The sequence below is a fragment of the Polyangium jinanense genome, assembly GCF_028435365.1.
The window spans coordinates 108357-126134 of record NZ_JAGTJJ010000010.1 but is presented as its reverse complement, the minus strand read 5'-3'; the positions used below and the strand labels follow the sequence as shown (position 1 = coordinate 126134).

At 69.2% G+C, this 17778-nt stretch carries 16 protein-coding genes; 11 read left to right on the top strand and 5 right to left on the bottom strand.

The window, feature by feature from the left end:
- Positions 1-39: 39 nt before the first annotated feature.
- From KEG57_RS20450 to KEG57_RS20440, 3 genes are all read right to left on the bottom strand, one after another.
- Complete coding sequence (locus KEG57_RS20450; protein ID WP_272421263.1) at positions 40-2088, bottom strand: EGF domain-containing protein; 2049 nt, start codon at positions 2086-2088, stop codon at positions 40-42.
- Positions 2089-2211: 123 nt separating this feature from the next.
- A complete protein-coding gene (locus KEG57_RS20445; protein WP_272421264.1) occupies positions 2212-2442 on the bottom strand; it encodes a DUF378 domain-containing protein in 231 nt (76 codons plus the stop codon).
- Positions 2443-2499: 57 nt separating this feature from the next.
- The gene (locus KEG57_RS20440; RefSeq protein ID WP_272421265.1) at positions 2500-3345 is read right to left on the bottom strand and encodes an alpha/beta fold hydrolase; all 846 of its coding nucleotides are present in this window, start codon (positions 3343-3345) and stop codon (positions 2500-2502) included.
- Between the two features lie 78 nt (positions 3346-3423).
- Between KEG57_RS20440 and KEG57_RS20435 the strand changes: the two genes are divergently transcribed.
- Genes KEG57_RS20435 through KEG57_RS20425 form a run of 3 tightly spaced genes read left to right on the top strand, consistent with a single transcriptional unit; the run spans position 3424 to position 7530 of the window.
- Positions 3424-3645 carry a DUF350 domain-containing protein gene (locus KEG57_RS20435; protein ID WP_272421266.1) on the top strand — a complete coding sequence of 74 codons (222 nt, stop codon included), beginning with the start codon at positions 3424-3426 and terminating at the stop codon, positions 3643-3645.
- A 31-nt stretch (positions 3646-3676) separates the two neighbouring features.
- A complete protein-coding gene (locus KEG57_RS20430; protein ID WP_272421267.1) occupies positions 3677-4768 on the top strand; it encodes a hypothetical protein in 1092 nt (363 codons plus the stop codon).
- A 32-nt stretch (positions 4769-4800) separates the two neighbouring features.
- Positions 4801-7530 carry a M1 family metallopeptidase gene (locus tag KEG57_RS20425; protein WP_272421268.1) on the top strand — a complete coding sequence of 910 codons (2730 nt, stop codon included), beginning with the start codon at positions 4801-4803 and terminating at the stop codon, positions 7528-7530.
- Positions 7531-7548: 18 nt separating this feature from the next.
- Here the strand turns inward: KEG57_RS20425 and KEG57_RS20420 are convergent, their stop codons facing one another.
- A complete protein-coding gene (locus tag KEG57_RS20420) occupies positions 7549-7983 on the bottom strand; it encodes a DoxX family protein (protein WP_272421269.1) in 435 nt (144 codons plus the stop codon).
- A 32-nt stretch (positions 7984-8015) separates the two neighbouring features.
- Positions 8016-9188, bottom strand: a complete 1173-nt coding sequence (locus KEG57_RS20415; protein ID WP_272421270.1) for a ferritin-like domain-containing protein — start codon at positions 9186-9188, stop codon at positions 8016-8018.
- 135 nt (positions 9189-9323) lie between these two features.
- On the opposite strand from KEG57_RS20415, the gene KEG57_RS20410 reads away from it, so the two are divergent.
- The 8 genes from KEG57_RS20410 (at position 9324) to KEG57_RS20375 (ending at position 17778) form a co-directional block, all read left to right on the top strand.
- Positions 9324-9605, top strand: coding sequence for a hypothetical protein (locus tag KEG57_RS20410; RefSeq protein WP_272421271.1), 282 nt, complete (start codon positions 9324-9326; stop codon positions 9603-9605).
- A 117-nt stretch (positions 9606-9722) separates the two neighbouring features.
- Positions 9723-11621 carry a hypothetical protein gene (locus KEG57_RS20405; protein WP_272421272.1) on the top strand — a complete coding sequence of 633 codons (1899 nt, stop codon included), beginning with the start codon at positions 9723-9725 and terminating at the stop codon, positions 11619-11621.
- A 28-nt stretch (positions 11622-11649) separates the two neighbouring features.
- On the top strand, positions 11650-12606 hold the full coding sequence (locus tag KEG57_RS20400) for a metallophosphoesterase family protein (RefSeq protein WP_272421273.1): 957 nt from the start codon (positions 11650-11652) through the stop codon (positions 12604-12606).
- A complete protein-coding gene (locus KEG57_RS20395) occupies positions 12594-13157 on the top strand; it encodes a hypothetical protein (RefSeq protein ID WP_272458702.1) in 564 nt (187 codons plus the stop codon). Before KEG57_RS20400 ends, KEG57_RS20395 begins: the two co-directional genes overlap by 13 nt.
- Positions 13158-13413: 256 nt before the next feature.
- Entirely contained in the window at positions 13414-14631 is a 1218-nt protein-coding gene (locus KEG57_RS20390; RefSeq protein ID WP_272421275.1) for a tetratricopeptide repeat protein, read from the top strand.
- Between the two features lie 25 nt (positions 14632-14656).
- Complete coding sequence (locus tag KEG57_RS20385; protein WP_272421276.1) at positions 14657-15517, top strand: alpha/beta fold hydrolase; 861 nt, start codon at positions 14657-14659, stop codon at positions 15515-15517.
- Between the two features lie 31 nt (positions 15518-15548).
- On the top strand, positions 15549-16085 hold the full coding sequence (locus KEG57_RS20380; protein ID WP_272421277.1) for an OsmC family protein: 537 nt from the start codon (positions 15549-15551) through the stop codon (positions 16083-16085).
- A gap of 190 nt (positions 16086-16275) precedes the next feature.
- A complete protein-coding gene (locus KEG57_RS20375) occupies positions 16276-17778 on the top strand; it encodes a serine/threonine protein kinase (protein WP_272421278.1) in 1503 nt (500 codons plus the stop codon).

Genomic DNA, 17778 nt, shown 5'->3' with positions numbered 1-17778 from the left:
GATCATCGTCTCCCCGGACCCGGCGGAAATCAATCGATTTTACTGGAGGAAGCCAGCCGCGCAGCCGTTCGCCACGAGCCGCGCCCAGTCGCCGGTGCCTTGCATGTTCGGGTGCCCCGTGCCGTTCGAGTAAACGACCTTGAAGTCGGGTCGGTACGCATGCGCGATCTCGCCGTCGGCGTACGTGCCGTCGACGATCCCGGCGCCCTGCAGGATGAGGATGTCGCGGTAGAACGAGGCATATGTCGAGACGCCGCTGTGGAGGAACGTCGTGCCATTGCCCGAATAACTCGACGAGGTGTAGCGGTTGTCCCCGGTCGGCGAGACCACGGGCGAATAGGCGGCGGTCATGATCTTGCCGGCGAGCGAGATGTTGCTCGTGTAGGTCGAGAACACGCCGAGGACGACGTTTCCGCCCGCGTCCACGAAATCGCCGAGGTTGTTGCCGAACGTGGTCCCGTTGGCATAACCCGTGTTCACCCACGTGTGCACGCAATCATAGGCGTTCAGCGTGGCGAGCGAGGGCGTGGTCGTGCGGGGATCGACGTATGTGACCGTGCCGCCCGTGATCGCCGCGATGGCGGAGCGATAGGTGGAGGCGTCGGCGTTCGACGGGGCATACGCGATCTTGATGCGCGCGCACGTGCTCGGGGTGCCCTTGCACCGGAAGTACGGCTCGACCTTGCATGTCGCGCTGCACCCGTCGCCGCCCATGGCGTCCCCATCGTCGCATTTCTCGCCGGACAAGAGAATGCCGTCGCCGCAGAGCGGTCCGCACACGCTCGGCATGCCAGTGCAGGAATAGCCGGTCTCCACCTGGCAGGTCGCCGAGCACCCGTCGCCCGACATCGTGCCCGCGTCGTCACACGCCTCGCCCGCGACCACGAGGCCGTCGCCGCAGACCGACGAACACGTCTTGCCATTGCCGGTAAAACCCTGATTGCAGGCGCAGGAGAAGGTGCCGGGCTGGTTCGTGCAGGTCGCGTTCGCGTCACAGTCGTCCGTGCCGGCGGAACATTCGTTCACATCCGTGCACATGACGCCGCTGCCGGTGTATCCCATGTTGCACGCGCAGGCGAACGAGCCGGGCGTATTCGTGCACGTCGCATTCGCGTGGCAGTTGTCCGTATTCAACGCGCACTCGTCCACGTCCGTGCACATGAGGCCGTCGCCGGTGTACCCCATGTTGCAGGCGCAGGCGAACGTGCCGGGCTGGTTCGTGCAGGTCGCGTTCGCGTCGCAGTTGTCCGTGTTCAGCGCGCACTCGTCCACGTCCATGCACAGGACGCCATTGCCCGCATATCCCATGTTGCAGGCGCAGGCGAACGAGCCGGGCGTATTCGTGCACGTCGCATTCGCGTCACAGTTGTCCGTGTTCAGCGCGCACTCGTCCACGTCCATGCACAGGACGCCATTGCCCGCATATCCCATGTTGCAGGCGCAGGTGAACGAGCCCGGCGTGTTCGTGCACGTCGCATTCGCGTCGCAGTTGTGCGTGCCGAGCGCGCATTCGTCGAGGTCCGTGCACACGGTCGGCTCTCCGGCGCAATTCCAGCCGGACTCGAGCCCGCAGGCCGCCGAGCAGCCGTCCGCATCGGCCGTATTGCCGTCGTCGCACGCCTCCAGGCCGGCGATCACCCCGTCGCCGCAACCGGTCGTGCACGTGCTCGGCTCCCCGGCGCAGCTCCATCCAGCTTCGACCGCGCACGCCGCCGAACAGCCGTCCGTATCGGCCGTATTGCCGTCGTCACACCCCTCGCTGCCCTCGACCGCGCCGTCGCCGCAGACCGCGCTGCTGCCGCCCGTGCCGCCCGCACCGCCTTGCCCGCCCGCGCCGCCTTGCCCGCCCGCGCCGCCTTGCCCGCCCGCCCCACCCTGTCCGCCCTGGCCGCCCTGCCCTGCGTCGCCGCCCTGGCCTGCATCGCCGCCCTGGCCGCCTTGACCGCCCGCCCCGCCCTGGCCCGCGCTGCCGCCCTGGCCCCCCGCCCCCGTCGCGGTCGTCGCGGGATCGTCGCTACAGCCCGCCGCTGCGCCCGATATGGCCCCGAGGAGCAAAACCCCGCCGATCGCCCGAATCCCGAAACGCATGCTCCGACCTCCTCATGGGCTGCTCCATGCAGCGCACAAACGTCGGGCATCGAAACCTGGACAGCCGCGCTTGTCCAGAAATTTTCGTGAGGGATCACGGGCGATTGAGGGCTCGCTCCGCTGTCAAGCTCTTGGCCGTTGCACCAGCCGCGTCGAGAGGAAAATCAAATACAGACCCGAAAGGCCCACGAGCACGTACACGATGCGCGTGAGCGCCGAGAACGTCCCGAATAGAGCGGCGACGAGGTTCCAGTCGAAGAGCCCCACGAGCGCCCAGTTCAAGGCGCCGACGATCACGAGGACCAGCGCCACCCACGAAAGCCCCGACATCCCATCCGTGCGTGTATCTACCATGCGAAGACAGCGATGCATGGGACGGACCAGCGATCCGCCCAGGCGAGCCGAGCCACGTCACGATAGAAAATCGAGCAGCGCGCCGTAGGTTTCGAGCGGCGCCTCCAGCGGCACGAGGTGCCCCACGCCGCGCAGCGTGCGGAGCCGCGCGCCCGGAATCCGCCGCGCGAGGAGCTCGCCATTTTCGTGCGGAATGAGCGGATCGGCGTCGCCGTGCAAGACGAGGGTCGGCACGCGGACGTCGCCGAGGCGGTCCCAGATGGAGAACCGGCTGATCGCCTGGATCTGCCGCAGAAGACCGTCCACCTCGGGGACGCCTTCGAGCGCGAACGCGATGGCCATGTCGAGGATCTCGGGGTTCTTCTGGGCGAACGCGGGGCCCGTGATGGCGCGATAAAACGCGGCAAGGCGCGCCTCGGCCGCCGCGCGATCGTCATCGGGGGCGAGCGAGGCGAGCTCGGAGAGGATTGCGCCTTCGGGCGTCTTCGCGACGTCCCCGCCAGGCCAGGTCGCGAGGAGCACGAGGCGCGAGAACCGCTCGGGGAAACGCACGGCGAGCTCCTGCGCGATCATGCCGCCCATCGAAATGCCGACGAGCCGCGCCTCGCCGATGCCGAGGTGATCGAGCAGCCCCACGGCATCCTGGGCCATGTCGGCGATCTCGTAGCTTCCGCCCGGGAAACGCGAGGAGCGGCCGACGTCGCGGTTATCGAACTGGATCGCACGAAAGCCGCGGCCGGCGAGGGCGCGCGAAATGGCCGTCCAGTTGTCCCCCCGCGAGCCGAGGCCCATGACGAGCAGCACGGCCGGACCGGCCTCGCCGAAGGTTTCGTAATGAATGTCGACGTCGCCGATCCGCGCGATGCCCATGGTCCTCCGCGTGAGGTAGTCGCTTCCGCCCACGACGTCGAGGCTTCCCAGCCGGGCCCATCTTCCCTTACCCTGCCGGCACGGCCCCTCCGGGCCCTCGGGAGAGCATCGATGCTCGACATTTCGCAGCTGCTCAAGGCCTCGATCGCCACGCTGATCTTCGTCGTGATCGGGCTCGTCGTCTTCGCCGTGGCGTTCTTCATCATCACGAAGGTGACGCCGTTCTCGATCCGCAAGGAGATCGAGGAGGACCAGAACACCGCGCTCGCGATCGTGATCGGCTCGGTGATCCTGGGGCTCTCCTGGATCATCGCCGCGGCCATCCACGGCTGAGGGAGGGGCGAGGAAGGTCCCCGAGCGCCTCGTGAACGGGCCCTGGATCTGGGGCGCGCGCGTCGACGTGGCCGTCTTTGGCGGGTCCGCGGCGCTCGCGCTCGTGCTCGCCGCGCTCGCGCCCGCGCTGAGCGACGAGGGCGCGCTGCCGCTCTGGGGATGGATCACGTTCGTGCTCGCGGTCGACGTCGCGCACGTCCACACGACGTTCTTCCGGACGTACTTCGATCGCGAGGAGCTCGGAAAGCGCCGCGCGCTCTACGTGGCCACGCCGCTCGCGTGCTGGGCCGCGGGCGCGCTGCTCCACGCCACGTCCGAGCGGCTCTTCTGGCGCGTGCTCGCGTACGTGGCGGTGCTCCACTTCGTGCGGCAACAAGCGGGCTGGGTGGCGATCTACCGAGCACGGGCCGGTGAGCGCTCGCGGCTCGGACGCATGCTTGACGACGCCACGATCTACGCGTCGACGTGCTTCCCGTTGCTCTACTGGCACGCCCACCTGCCCCGCGCGTTCCGGTGGTTCGTCGAGGACGACTTCGTGACCTCGCCATGGCTCCGCGCGCTCGTCGTGCCCGCGGGCGTCGTCTGGGCCGGTCTGCTCGTCGCGTACGCCGCGCGCGCCGTGCTCGTTTGGCGGCGGGGCGGGCCGCGGAACCCGGGCAAACATCTCGTGGTGGCGACGACGGCGATCACGTGGTTCTCCGGGATCGTCGCGACGAACTCGGACTTCCAGTTCACCGTGACGAACGTGCTCGTGCACGGGATCCCGTACATGGCGCTGCTCTGGGCGTACACGCGGGAGCGGGCGCGCGAGGCTCCCGCGGGGCTCGTCGCGCGCATCGCGGCGGGCGGCGTGCTCGCGTTCGCCGCGGCGGCGCTCGCGCTCGCGTTCGCCGAGGAGGCGCTCTGGGATCGGCTGGTCTGGCACGACAGACCCTCGCTCTTCGGCGGGATGCGCGAGGCGCCGCTGCTCGGCCCCTCGGCGCGCGCGCTCGTCGTGCCTCTGCTCGCGCTGCCGCAGGCCACGCATTACGTGCTCGACGCGGTGCTCTGGCGCCGCAAGGACACGGGCCCGGCGCAGGCGCGGGCGCTCGGATTCCGGGGCGCGCCGGAGCCTGCCGCTTGACCGGGCCGCGCCGCGCGGCGAACGTTCGATCGATGCTTGCTTGGTCTCGCGGGAGGCTCGCCCTGCCCTTCCTCGTGGTCGCCCTCGCGGGCTGCATCCCGAACGCGCCGGTCTTCCGCGTCGAGCCCGCGACGACGCCCGCGGAGCAGGCGCCGAAGCCGCCGCCGCCGCTCGCGAACGGCCGCCTGCCGGACACGGCGCGGCCGCTCCGTTACGCGCTCTCGCTCTGGGTGAACCCGAAGGAACCGCGCTTCACGGGCGAGGTCACGATCGACGTGGAGATCCCGCGCCCGACGTCGCACGTGGTGCTGCACGCGGCCGAGATCGATCTGCGGCGCGCGCACGTGGTCGTCGGAAACGAGCGGCGCCCGGCGCGGACCTCGACACGGCCGAGCGCGGGACAAACGACGCCGAACGAGCTCGTGCTCGCGTTCGAAAAACCGCTGCCCGCGGGGCGCGCGTCGATCGAGATCACCTACGTCGCGCCCTTCGGCGAGGGCACCGCGGGCCTGTTCCGCGTCGAGGACGCGGGCGCGTCGTACGCGTTCACGCAGTTCGAGCCCGTCGACGCGCGGCGGGTCTTCCCGTGCTTCGACGAGCCCGGCTTCAAGGTGCCGTTCGACGTGAAGGTGACGGTGCCGAAGGGCCAGCTCGCGCTGTCGAACGCGCCGGAGACCAGCCGGACAGCCTCGCCGGACGCCGCGCACGAGACGTTTTCCTTCGCCACGACGGAGCCGCTCCCGACGTATCTGGTCGCGCTCGCCGTGGGGCCGTTCGAGATCCGCGAGGCGAAGACGACCGTTGGTGGTCAAAAGGAACCGATCCGCCTGCGCCTCGTCACGACGCGCGGCAAGGCGAAGCTCGGCGAGCTCGTGCTCGACACGGCGGCGCGCGAGCTCGCGGTGCTCGCGGGCTTCTTCGGCCGCGCGTATCCATACCGCAAGCTCGATCTCGTGGCGGTCCCCGATCTCATGGCCGCGGCGATGGAGCACCCAGGGCTCGTGACGCTCCGCGAGGATCTCGCGCTGCTCGACCCTGACGCGGCCTCGGCGCAAGGGAAGCAGGAGATGGCGTCGATCGTGGCGCACGAGCTCGCGCATCAGTGGTTCGGCAACCTCGTCGGGCCGCCGTGGTGGGATGAGCTCTGGCTCAACGAGGGCCTCGCGACGTGGATGACGGCGAAGGTCATCGACACGATCACGAAGGACACGGGCGCCGCCGCGTCGGCCGTGCGGGACAAACACCTCGCGATGAAGCTCGACGAGCTGCCCTCGTCGCGCGCCGTGCGCGCACCCGTGGTGAGCACGGGAGACGCCGAGGAGATCTTCGACGCGATCACCTACGAGAAGGGCGCGAGCCTCGTGCGGATGCTCGAAGGGTGGCTCGGGGAAGACGTGATGCGGAAGGGCCTCGCCGCGCACACGTCCGCGCATGCTCACGGCACGGCGTCGACGGACGGCTTGCTCGCGGCGCTGGCCGAGGCGTCGGGCAAGGACGTCGCGGCTGTCGCGCGCCCGTTCCTCGAACGCACGGGCGTGCCCTTCGTGCGCGCCGAGCTCACCTGCGAGGCGGACAAAGCGCCCCGCGTCTCGCTGGCGCTCACGCCGCCGACCTCGCGGGCGGGCGCGGGCGGCGAGGAGGCGCGGGCGTTCGTCGTGCCCGCGTGCGTCGCGTACGAGGGCGCAGCGGCGCCGGTGTGCGGGCTTCTCTCCGATCGCCTGACGCTGGAGCTGCCGCGGCGAGGCTGCCCTTCGTGGATCCATCCGAACGCGGACGAGCGCGGGTACTATCGGTTCACGCTGCCGCGCGCCTCGTGGGACGCGCTCGCGAAGGTCGCGAAGAAGCTCGCGCCGACGGAACGCGTGGGCCTCGTGGCGAACGCGCTCGCGCTCGTGCGAAGCGGAGAGCTCGGGGCGGATGCGCTGCTCGAACTCCTTTCGTCGCTGCGGGGCGAGCGGCACCCCGCGGTGCTCGCCGAGATGACGGAGAGCCTGCGCTGGATCCGCGTGGTGCTGCCGGACTCGGGGTCACGCGAGGCGCTCGGTCGCTTCGTCGGTTCGTTGTTCCTTCCGCTCGGCAAGGAGCTCGGCTGGGCGACACGCAAGCAAGACGACGAAGCCACGCGCCTCGCTCGCGTGGCCGTGCTCGAAGCGCTCGGCGTGCTCGCGGAGGATCCGTGGACGCTCCGGCAAGCGGCCTCGCGCGCGACGGCGTACCTCGACGATCCGCGGGCGATCGACGCGGACACGACGGCCGTCGCGCTGCTCGTGGCCGCGCGGACCGGCGGCGACGAGCGGCTGCAAGCGCTGCGGGACGCGGTGCGGCTCGCGGCGACGCCGGAGGAGCGGGTCATCGCGGCGCGCGCGATCGGGAGGATCGGTGATCCGGCGGAGCTCGGTCGGGGCCTCGACATCGCGCGGGCCGGTGAGCTACGGGCGCACGAGTTTGCCCGCGCGTTCCACGAATCGGCGCGCGCGCCGGAGACCTTGTCGACCTCCCTCGGGTGGATCCGCGCGCGTGGCCCCGAGCTCGCGCCGCGGTTCGGCGGAGGGCTCTTGCTCGAGCTTTCGAGCGCGGTGGGCGAGGCGTGTGATCCGGTGACCCGGGACGACGCGCTCAAGGTCTTCAAGGCGATCTTCGAGACCGTGGACGTGAACCCGCGGAAGCTCGCGGCGCTCGAAGAGCAGGCGAACCAGTGCATTGCGGTGCGGGAGCGCGAGACGCCGCGGCTGCGAAAGAAGCTCGGGCTCGGGACGCGCTGAGCGATTCTTTTTCGACGGTCAGCTGGAAATGCGACCCGAACGCGAACGCACGCCGACCCAGTAAGCCCAGGCGATGAACACGATCTGAAAGGGGAGCCGCGCCCAGAGTGCCCATTCCGGCACGGGGTCCTCGCCGATCGGGATCTCGTGAATCGCCATGTTGATGTTTGCCGGAAAAACCGCGACGTAAAGCGCAATGAGGCCGATGCCCGCCGCGCGCCGGAGCCGCGGGATCAAGAGGCCCACGCCCCCGGCAATCTCGGCCACCCCGCTCACGTACACGAGCGCGAGCGGCGCGGGCAGGGCCGCGGGGACGATGTGCACGAAAGGCTCGGGGGACGTGAAATGCAGGATGCCCACCCCGATCATGGCCAGGGCGAGGACGACGCGCAGAGCGACCTTCACACGGCTCTCGGGCGGGGCGGGTTCGGCGGGACGATCGGCGGGGGCCATTCGCCCTCTTTTCGAGCGCTTGGCGGGCCCCGTCAAGCCTCCGCGCGAATTTCGCCGCCTCCGAGCCGCTCCACGAAAAGCCGCACCGCGGGCAAAACGACCTCGACCGTCGCGCGTCGGGCCACCTCCTGCACCTCGGCCTCGCCGAGCCGACCATGCGCCGCGAGACGCGGATCGCTCGGCGTTCGCTCGCCGGGCGCGCCTTGCCCGAGCGACGCGAAGACCTCGAGGACGGCCGCGCGCACCGCGTCGCCGCCCACGCGCACGGCCCAGGCCACCGTGCGCCATGCAAGCTCGGCGTGACGCGCCTCGTCCTCGGCGATGAGCCGGAGGACCGCGTGCACGGCCGGATCCGTGGCGGCCGCGAGCTGCTCGGCGGCGACGGCCGCGGCAATCGTCTCTCCAATGCAACCTTCCCGCGCGGCGCGCGCGGCGACCGAGGCGAGATCGGCGCAAATATCGATGCGTCCCTCGAAGGGGAACGGCCCCGGGGCCCTGGCTTCCCCGGCGTAATTCGAGGCGAGCGCAAAACAGAGCTCCGCGTGGCGCACTTCGTCCTCCGCGGCTCGGTGTGCCCGCGTGACGAGATCTGCTGGGGCACCGACGGCGAGCAGTTCCAGGGCAAACCGTCCGAAGGAGGCGACGGACGCGTGCTCGAAGAGCCCATCACGCGTCCATGCCGCCGCGAGCAAGGCGCGCTCGTCCGCGGAGAGATCGTCGAGGTTCGGAGCCATCGCCTCCGGGCTGCGCGCGCCCGACGCGAAGGCGCCGCGAACGGGCTCGGCCGTGCGGGGCGCGTCGTTCACGAGGAAGGGGCGACCCCCGATACACAAGGGCTGAAAGAGCGTGTCGTAACAGCACTGACCATTCTGGAACGTGCCATCCGATTTCATCGTATGACGCCCGGCGGTTTCGTGGTCGAGGATGGACTTCGCTTCGGCCTGCGCGGGACACATCACGGGGGCGCCTCCCCCGGCTCCACCCGCGCCGCCACCGCTTCCGCCAGAGCCCCCGCTGCCTACGGTACCGAAATCCTGGGGCCAGGCGAAACACGCCTGCTTCGGGGACGCCTCCGGGCAATCGCCGCCCGTGGATTCTTGCACGACGCAGCCCGAGAGCACGCTCATCGTGACGGGGAGCGCGGCGGCGACGAGCGCGAGGAGCCGACGCGCGAGGGTCCGGCGAAAGTCATGCGAAGCATTCATGGATGACCTCGTGAGAAGGAAGGAAGTTTCTGCGTGATGCAGAGCGAGCGCATCGTATGGCGATTCTCCCAGGAAAGCGAGCGCGACCGTGGAGCGGACCCGCGAAATGTGCGCAGCCGTGCTCATGCTGCTGCGATGCGTGTTCGGGGAGAGGCCATTCGCGCGGGCGAGCCCCAGATCATGGTCATGGTGAAAACGAACGAGCCGAGCGGCGTGGAGATAAAGAGAACCGACATGATGAGCAGCGACGCAGGGCGCCAGGAGCCCGACGCGGAAACGGGCAACGAGGCGGAAGCCATTGCGGGGGACCCGCCAGGCAGCGGCTCACCTCTCGGTCGCGTGGGCGGCCCGAAAGAGCCGGTCGACCCCAGCGACCGCGGAGGTGGACCCGGGATCGGAGGGTCGGGCGGCTCCTGACCCCCTTCCCCGACAATTGGAAAAACCTACCGAGATCGTTTGATGTCGCACGATCTGAGGACCGATTCCCCGCTTCTGCCCGGCGGGCTCTTCGGATAGCCTCGGTCGTCGGACGACATGGCAGCGATCCAACTGTACTGCCCCTTCTGCGGGCAGAAGTTATCCATCGAGACGGAAGCATTGCGCGCGCAGACGACGTGCCCGCGCTGCGCAAAGGGCTTCGTGCCGATCGACGCGATTCCGCGCGACCAGACCTTGCCGGCGCTCAAGGTCCCCGGAACGGCCGACGTCGCGCCGCCGCCGCCCGCCGAGGCGAAGGCGCCCGCGAAAAAACCCGGTTCCCTGGCGGGGCAGGTAGATACGATCCTGCTGCCGCCGAATGGAGGCCCGCTGCCGATCGTCCCCGGCGCGCAACGAACGGCCGCGCCGGAGCCGGCCGCGCCGCCGGTCCTCGACGGTCCCACCTTGATCCGCGCCGTGCCGCCGGAGCCCGCGACCAATGCGTCGGAAAAGGCCGATGCGCTCGCGGCGACCGTCCCGGTCGATCCTCCGGCGGCCGAGCCTCCGCCCGTCGAGGGAAAGCCCCTCGAAGTCACCGTGCCCGCAGCTCCGGCCGTCGAAACCACGGCGCCCGCCGGACCTGGGGATCTCCCGCCGGTGGCCTCCGACGGATTGGCCGCGACGGTGAACGAGCCCGAAGCCCCAGCCGTCATCCCGCCGCCCCCGAAGGCGGCGCCGGCCGAGGGAGCGATTTCCGCCGAACTCGCCGCGCGCGCATCGACGCTGCTCGGGTCCGTGAAGGTCGGTAGCTCCAAAGCGCTCGGATTCGAGCACGTGGCCCTCGTCGCGGCCGTCGCGGCCGTCCTCTCGCTCGTGCTTCTCGCCGTCACGAACGTCGGTGCATTGCGGATCATCGGCGGTTTTTTCGGGACGATTTCGCTCGCGGCGACCTTGCTCGCGGGCGCGGCGTTCTGGCTCGTCCGCTCGCGGAAGGACACCTCCGCGGCGCCGGCGCCGTCATCACAGGCGCGAAACGCGCTGATCGGAAGCGTCGTCGCCTCGCTCGTGCTCGGATCCGCGATCACGGGCGGCGTCGCCGCGGCGACCGGAAGCCCCGGCGAGCTCTTGCGCGCCAAGCACATGCCGCCGCCGAAGCTCCCGCCGAAGCCGGAGCTGCCGCCCGAGCAGCGCGCCGATTACAAGTTGAAGCGCGAAGGCCACGTCTTCGTGAACGGCGGACTTTTGCACGTCCCGCCGAAATTCCGCTCCGACGACGGCGCGTTCGATCTGTACATGCATTTCCACGGCAACACGAACCTCGTCGAGGAGAGCGCCACCGCGGCCGGGCTGAATGCGCTCGTGTACACGGTGAACCTGGGGAATGGCTCCGGGCCGTACGAGGACAAGTTCTCGGTCGTGGGCGTGCTCGACCAGACGATCGACAAGATCCAGGAGACGGCGAAAAAACAAGGGCTGCGCGACGCCCGGGTGCGGCGCGTGGCGCTGGGCTCGTGGAGCGCGGGATATGGAGCGCTCGCGAAGCTCCTCGATGTCGCGAAAAATGTCGAGCGGATCGATTCGGTGCTCGTGCTCGACGGGATTCACGCGGCGTACCTCGACCCGAAGGCGAAGACGGTCGATCCTCTCCGGCTCGCGCCGTTTTCGCGATTCGCGAAGCTCGCGGCCGAGGGGAAGCGGCTCTTTTCGATCACGCACTCGGACATCGGGGGCACGGAGTACGCGAGCTCGGCGGAGAGCGCGGACGCGCTCCTGCGCGACGTGGGCGCCGAGCGCGGCCCGGCGCAGGCGACGCCGCCGCGCGTGACCACGAAGGCCGCGCTCACGGCGTTCAACAAGGGAGCGCAGGAAACGCGGCTCGAACAGACGACGGAGGCGAAAAAGAGCGGAATGCACGTGCGTGGTTATTCGGGACAAACGCCCGATCAGCACATGGCGCACCTCGTGCAAATGTCCGTGACCGTGCTCCCCGAGCTCGCCGAGCGCTGGAAGGAGTGACGGGCTTCATGGCAATCGGGAGCACGTGATGCTGGCGCTTCGCGCGCTCGTCCTCGCGGCGACTTGTGTTTCCGCGTGCTCCCGCACCCGCGAGCTCCCGCCGTGTGACGCTTCCCCCGCGCTCCCCGTGACACCGAAGGATCCCGCGGCCGCCGTGATCGTCGCGGCCGGGGATATCGCCGAGTGTCCCGGGGGGCGGCAGGAGGAGACGGCGGCTCTCGTCGAGCAGATCGGGCCGGACGCGGTGTTCACGCTCGGCGACACCACGTATCCCGACGGCACGCTCGACGAGTTCCTCGATTGTTATCACCCGAGCTGGGGCAAGTTTCGCCCGATTACGCGCGCGGTCGTGGGAAACCACGAATATCACGCGCCGCGCGCCGGGCCATTTTTCGCTTATTTCTGCGGCGGCGTGGGGGCGCCCTTCGAGGGGCGCGCGAGCTTCGACATCGGCGCTTGGCACGTCGTGATGCTGAACTCCAATTGCGGCGGTGATCTCGACGTGCCCGCCTCGGTGCCGGACGATTTCGGCGGTTGCGGCCCGGACTCGCCGCAGGCGCGGTGGCTCAAAGAGGACCTCGCAGCGCATCCGTCGCGCTGCACGCTCGCGATGTGGCATCACCCGCGGTTCACCTCCGGGGAGCACGGGAGCGCCGATTCCATGCGGCATCTCTGGAGGGTTTTGCAAGACGCCGGCGCCGACGTCATCCTCGCCGGCCACGCGCACCTGTATGAGCGGTTCGCGCCGATGAATGCAGAGGGACAAATCGACGTCGTGCGGGGAATGCGCGGGTTCGTCATTGGCACCGGCGGAAAGGTACCGCTGCACGCCGTCGACGAGGTCCACGCCGGGAGCGAGATAAGGAATATCGATACACACGGCGTCCTGCGGCTCGAGCTTCGGTCGGAAGGATACGCGTGGCGATTCGTCCCAGCCGCGGGCGGCTCGTTCGCCGACGAGGGCGAGGCGGCGTGTCACGATTGACGTGCGCCTTCCTGGTCTCTCTCGTGACCACCCTGATCACGCAAACCGTCCGTGGTGAAACGGGGTTTCGATGGAGTGTTGATGCCCGCCTCGGGTATGCCACGTCGTGGACCACCGGGCAGTCGTACCTGGGCCCGGCGACCGGGCTCGTCGGTGGGTGGACGTTCCGCGTGCCGATACACGTCGAGCTCGGCGCGGCGTATCACGTGGGCAGCATCGAATCGGCCGCAAACGATACGCTCGTCTACTGGTCGCGTCGACGGAGCGTGTTCGTGCACGCCGCAGCCGGTTACGATCGGACGATCCTGGCGGGGCGATTGCTCGTAAGGCCGAGGCTCATCCTCGGTTCTTTCTTCATTGTCGACGAGGCTGAGCTCGGCGGGGTGATACGCGAAGGGATGGAGCCGCGGTTCGCACTCGGCCCCGGTGTCGATTTTCTCTTTCGTTTCGGGGCTCTGCACGCGGGGCTCGACGCACGCGCGCTCTTCGTTCCGTCCCATGTGGCCGCGCCGATCGGCGGACTGTTTGGCGTTTTTGGCATCGAGAGGTGAAACACATCGAGGATGCGCACATTGCTGCAACGCACAATCGAGCTGTATCATTGCGCTCGCAATTGATTACGATGCGTCACCTGTGATAACACCTCGAAGGATGATGGCCTCGACGCGTCGATCCTTTCCCGTCGCCCCGTTGCTCCTCACGATGTTCTTCGCCGCCGGTCCGCTGGGCTGCGGCTCGACCACGGAAAATTGTCGCCCCGCGATCTCCGGAGACGTCGCGGCACAAGCGCCTCGCGTGGATGCAGGGATGAGCGGGACGGCGGGCGCGCGCGTGGATGCGGCGGCCGATGCCAGGGCAAACGCGAACGTCGAGCCGCCGCGGACCGAGGCGCAGCTCCGCGAGGCCGCCGAGCTGCGCGCGCGGGCCAAGGTGAACATCGATGCGGGTCGTCTGCGGGAGGCGTTGCCGGATCTCGAGCGCGCGTTCGAGCTCTCGGGCGACGTGACGATCCTCGGAGATCTCGGCCTCGCGCTGCAAGCGGCCGGGCGCCTCGACGAGGCTTGGCTCGCGCTGCATCGATTCCGCGTCGAGGCGCGCGCGGCGTACGAGCCGATCCGCGCGAAAATCGACGCGGCGCTCGGCGAGCTTTCGGGGAAGCTCGGCGGCCTCGTCGTGGAGGGCGGCGTGCCGGGCGCGCTCGTACTCGTGCGGGGGCAAATCGCCGCAAAATTGCCCATGGCGTCGCCCATTTACCTCGCGCCTGGGGATGTATCGGTCGTGGTCCGTCCCCCTGGAAAGCCCGACCTGACGGTCCGCGCGCGTGTCGCCGTGGGCGCCATTGCCCGTGCAAGCGCGAACCTGGATACGCCGGGCATTGGCGTCGCGGCCGGCGGGCTCACCGGGACGGTCGGCGGGCTCGCGGGTGGGCTCGGCAAACCGACGGGACAACTCACGGGAGCGGTCGGCGGACTCACGGCGCCCGTCGGAGGGCTCACCGGAGGGCTCACCGGCGGGCTCTCGGCGCCCAATCCTGGGCTCGAGGCGCCGAACCCTTCCCTCAATGTGCCCAATCCCAACATTGGCGCCCCGAATCTTTCGGCGCCGGTCGGTGCTGTCACGGCGCCGGTCGGCGCGGTCGCGGCGCCCGTCACCGCGGTCACGGCGCCTGTCTGGCCCATCGTGGTGGGCGTCGGGGGCCTCGCGGTGATGGGCGGCGCGATTGCGGCCTCGGTCGTGCATTCGGGCAGGCTCGACAATTTCGATGCGAACCTCTGCGGCGGGTCGGGCGCGAGCCCCGAATGTCCCTCGATCGAATCCGGGATCAAGGTGACGACCGGGCTCCAGGTCGTGGGGTACATCCTCGGAACCGCCGCGGTCACCACGGGGATCGTGGTCTTCGCGCTGTCGCGCTCGACGCCCGACCTCGAATGCCCGAAGGTGGGACGCGCGCCGGCCTTGACCCTCCAGTGCGGCCCGCACGTGGGCGGCAAGGGCGGCGGCGTGGGCTGCGTCGGCACGTTCTGAACGATCTTCTGCTACAACCTCGCCCATGACTGAAACCACGAGCAGGCTCGTTCGCGTGGGCGACGTGGAGATCCACGTTTTCACGGAGGGCTCGGGGCCTCCGATCCTCGTCCCCACAGGCTGCGGCATCGAATTCTACCGGCGCACGTTTTCAAGGCGGCTCCTCGATGCGCATTCGTTCGTGTACGTAGAGATGCGAGGTACGGGGCCCTCGACCGGCAGCCCCGAGGGGGCCACGTATGCGACGCTCGCCGACGACCTCGACGCCGTACGTGACAAACTCGGAATCGATCGCGCCGTCGTGATGGGTCATTCGAACCACGGGGCCATCGCGCTCGAATTTGGGCTTCGGCACCCCGAGCATGCGGCCGCCGTCGTCTCCGTGGCGAGCGTGCCCGATTTCAGCCGCGCCATGAGCGTGGGAATCGCTCGCTGGGAGGCGGAGGCGAATGTGCAAAAGAAGGAGCTGCTCGCCCAAAAACAAGCCGAGCTCCACGCCCTCGACACGAGCGCCATGGATCCCGACGAGCTCACCCTGCGGCAATATCTCGCCTTGCATCCGCTCGTCTGGCAGGACCCGGCGCTCGATGCCGGCGCCCTCTGGGGCGGCGTTCCGAAGGGGTTTGCCCGCTACATGCAATCGGTCATCCGCCCGGAGGCCGAGCGCTGGAGCCTCGTCCCTTCGCTCGACAAGATCCCTTGCCCCGTCCTCGCCCTGAGCGGCCTTTACGATTACGTCTGCCCTGTCGAGCTCTGGGCGGAGGCGAGCAAAAAGCTGCCGCGAGGCCGTCTCGACATCTTCGAGCAAAGCGGACACAATCCGCAGTTCGAGGAGCCGGCTCGATTCGACGCCGTCTTGCTCGAGTTCTTGCGCACCCTTTCTTGAGGGGGCGCGCCGCTCGATGGAGGTCAGGAGCATGGAATCGCTTGGTGGATGCTGCACCCTCGACATCGACACCTTCCGGAAGACGCGCGACGCGGTGGAGAAAGCGCCCGATGCGGGGAAAGGGAGCTTCGAGACCGTGACCGAATGGCGCGACGGCGCGCAGGCCGTGACACGGGCGAGGTCCTTCACCATCGAGACCGACGAGCCCACGCCGCTCGGCGGAAAAGATCAGCACGTCGATCCGATGGAGCTCTTGCTCGCAGCGCTCGGATCGTGCCTGACCATTGGATGGGTCACGCAGGCGCGCCTCCGCGGAATCGAGTATCGCAAGCTCGTGATCAAGGTGCAGGCGCCGTTCGACCTGCGCGGATATCTCGCGCTCGATCCCTCCGTCCGGCCCGGGTTCGGGCAGCTCCGGTATACCGTGGACGTGGACGCCGACGCCGACGCCGCGACGCTCGAAGAGATCCGAATCGCCGTGGAACGGACGAGCCCCATGTTCGACAATCTTCTTCGTCCGACACCGGTCGAAGGGGTCGTCCAGCGCCCTGCGAGCGTCTCGGCCTGATCCCCGCGTCTCCATTGCCCTCACCGCTCCGCACACCATTCGACCCCCGCGCGACGCCGCGGACGTTCGTATCCTCCTAAAAAGCGCCGTACGGGAGAATACCAGCGCTCAGGCACGGGCGAGAGGGGTGCGCTGCGCTATGGTGGGCGAGGTCGCAGTCGCACGGGAGATCGTCGGGCGGGGGGGACGAATGCAGGTCGAGCGCAGGTCGGATTCGTCGTGGGAGGACGAGCCTTCGGGTCTGCCCGTGGCCATCGGCGACGTCCTCGATGGCAAGTATCGCGTCCTGCGCGTCCTCGGCAAAGGCGGCATGGGCGTCATCGTGGCCGCCGTGCACGTGGAGCTCGGGCACCGGGTCGCGCTCAAATTCTTGCTGAAATCCGCCACCCATAACGAGGAGGTCGTCGCCCGGTTCGCCCGCGAAGCGCGCGCCGCGGCCATGATCCAGAACGAGCACGCGACGCGTGTGCTCGATATCGGGCGATTGCCGAGCGGACAGCCGTACATGGTGCTCGAGCTGCTCGAAGGCTCGGATCTCGGCGCATACATCGCCCGGAACGGCCCCCTCCCCATCGACGACGCCGTCACGTACGTGCTCGAGGCGTGCGAGGCGATCGCCGAGGCCCATTCCCTCGGGATCGTCCATCGTGATCTGAAGCCCGACAATCTCTTTCTCGCCCGGCGCCCGGACGGATCACGCACCGTGAAGGTGCTCGATTTCGGAATTTCCAAGCTGTCGGCCGACAAGGAAACGTCGCCGGAGCGCGGCGGGCCGCTCACGACGACCTCCGCCGTCATCGGATCGCCGATGTACATGTCGCCCGAGCAGCTCCGCGCCACGCGCGACGCCGATCCTCGCTCGGACATCTGGTCCATCGGCGTCACGCTGTACGAGCTCATCGCGGGGGAAGGCCCATTTCCATGGCAAAGCCTGCCCGAGCTCTGCGCGGCCATCCTGAAGGACCCGCCAATGCCGCTGAAGGAGCGTCTGCCCGACGTGCCGCCGGGGCTCGACGCGGCAATCCTGCGTTGCCTTCACAAAAACCCGGCCGACAGGTATGCGAACATCGGCGAGCTCGCGGTCGCGCTCTCGCCGTTCGGAAGGCGGCCCGGAGCCATTGCGTCGAGCGAGCGCGCGGTGCGCCTGCTCGCGCGCGGTTCGTCTGCGGATCCATGTCCGAGCGCGCGCGCCCCGCTCCAAGTGTCGGACGCGAGCACGAGCCCGACGTTGACCGATCCGCGCGTGCAACTTTCGCCTCCGCACTCGACGCCGCCGGTCGCCGCGACCGCGATTCTCGTGCGTGATCTCGCGGGGTCGAAATGGCAACGCATGCTGCGGCCCGTGCCGCTCTTCGCCATGGTCGCGGCGATCGTCCTCGTCGGCGGCGCGGGGATTCGTCTGCGTCGCGTGTATGGCGCGCCGAACGTCCTCGCGGCCACGGCGCGCGGGGGAATCGAGGCGACGCTGGCCCCGGCATTCACGAAGGTGAAGCCGGCAGCGTCGGTCGAGGCCGCCGAGACAAAAACGCCTCCGCCCGTCGCGGAGGACGTGCGACCCGCGCCGCGCCCGATGAACAAGGCGCCGCAGGGGGGCTTCTCAAAGCCCCGCCCGCAAAGCACGATCACGGACAAGACCTCGGAGAAACCTCCGTCGTCCGTGAAGCGCCCCAATCCTTTCGATGGGCGCGAATGA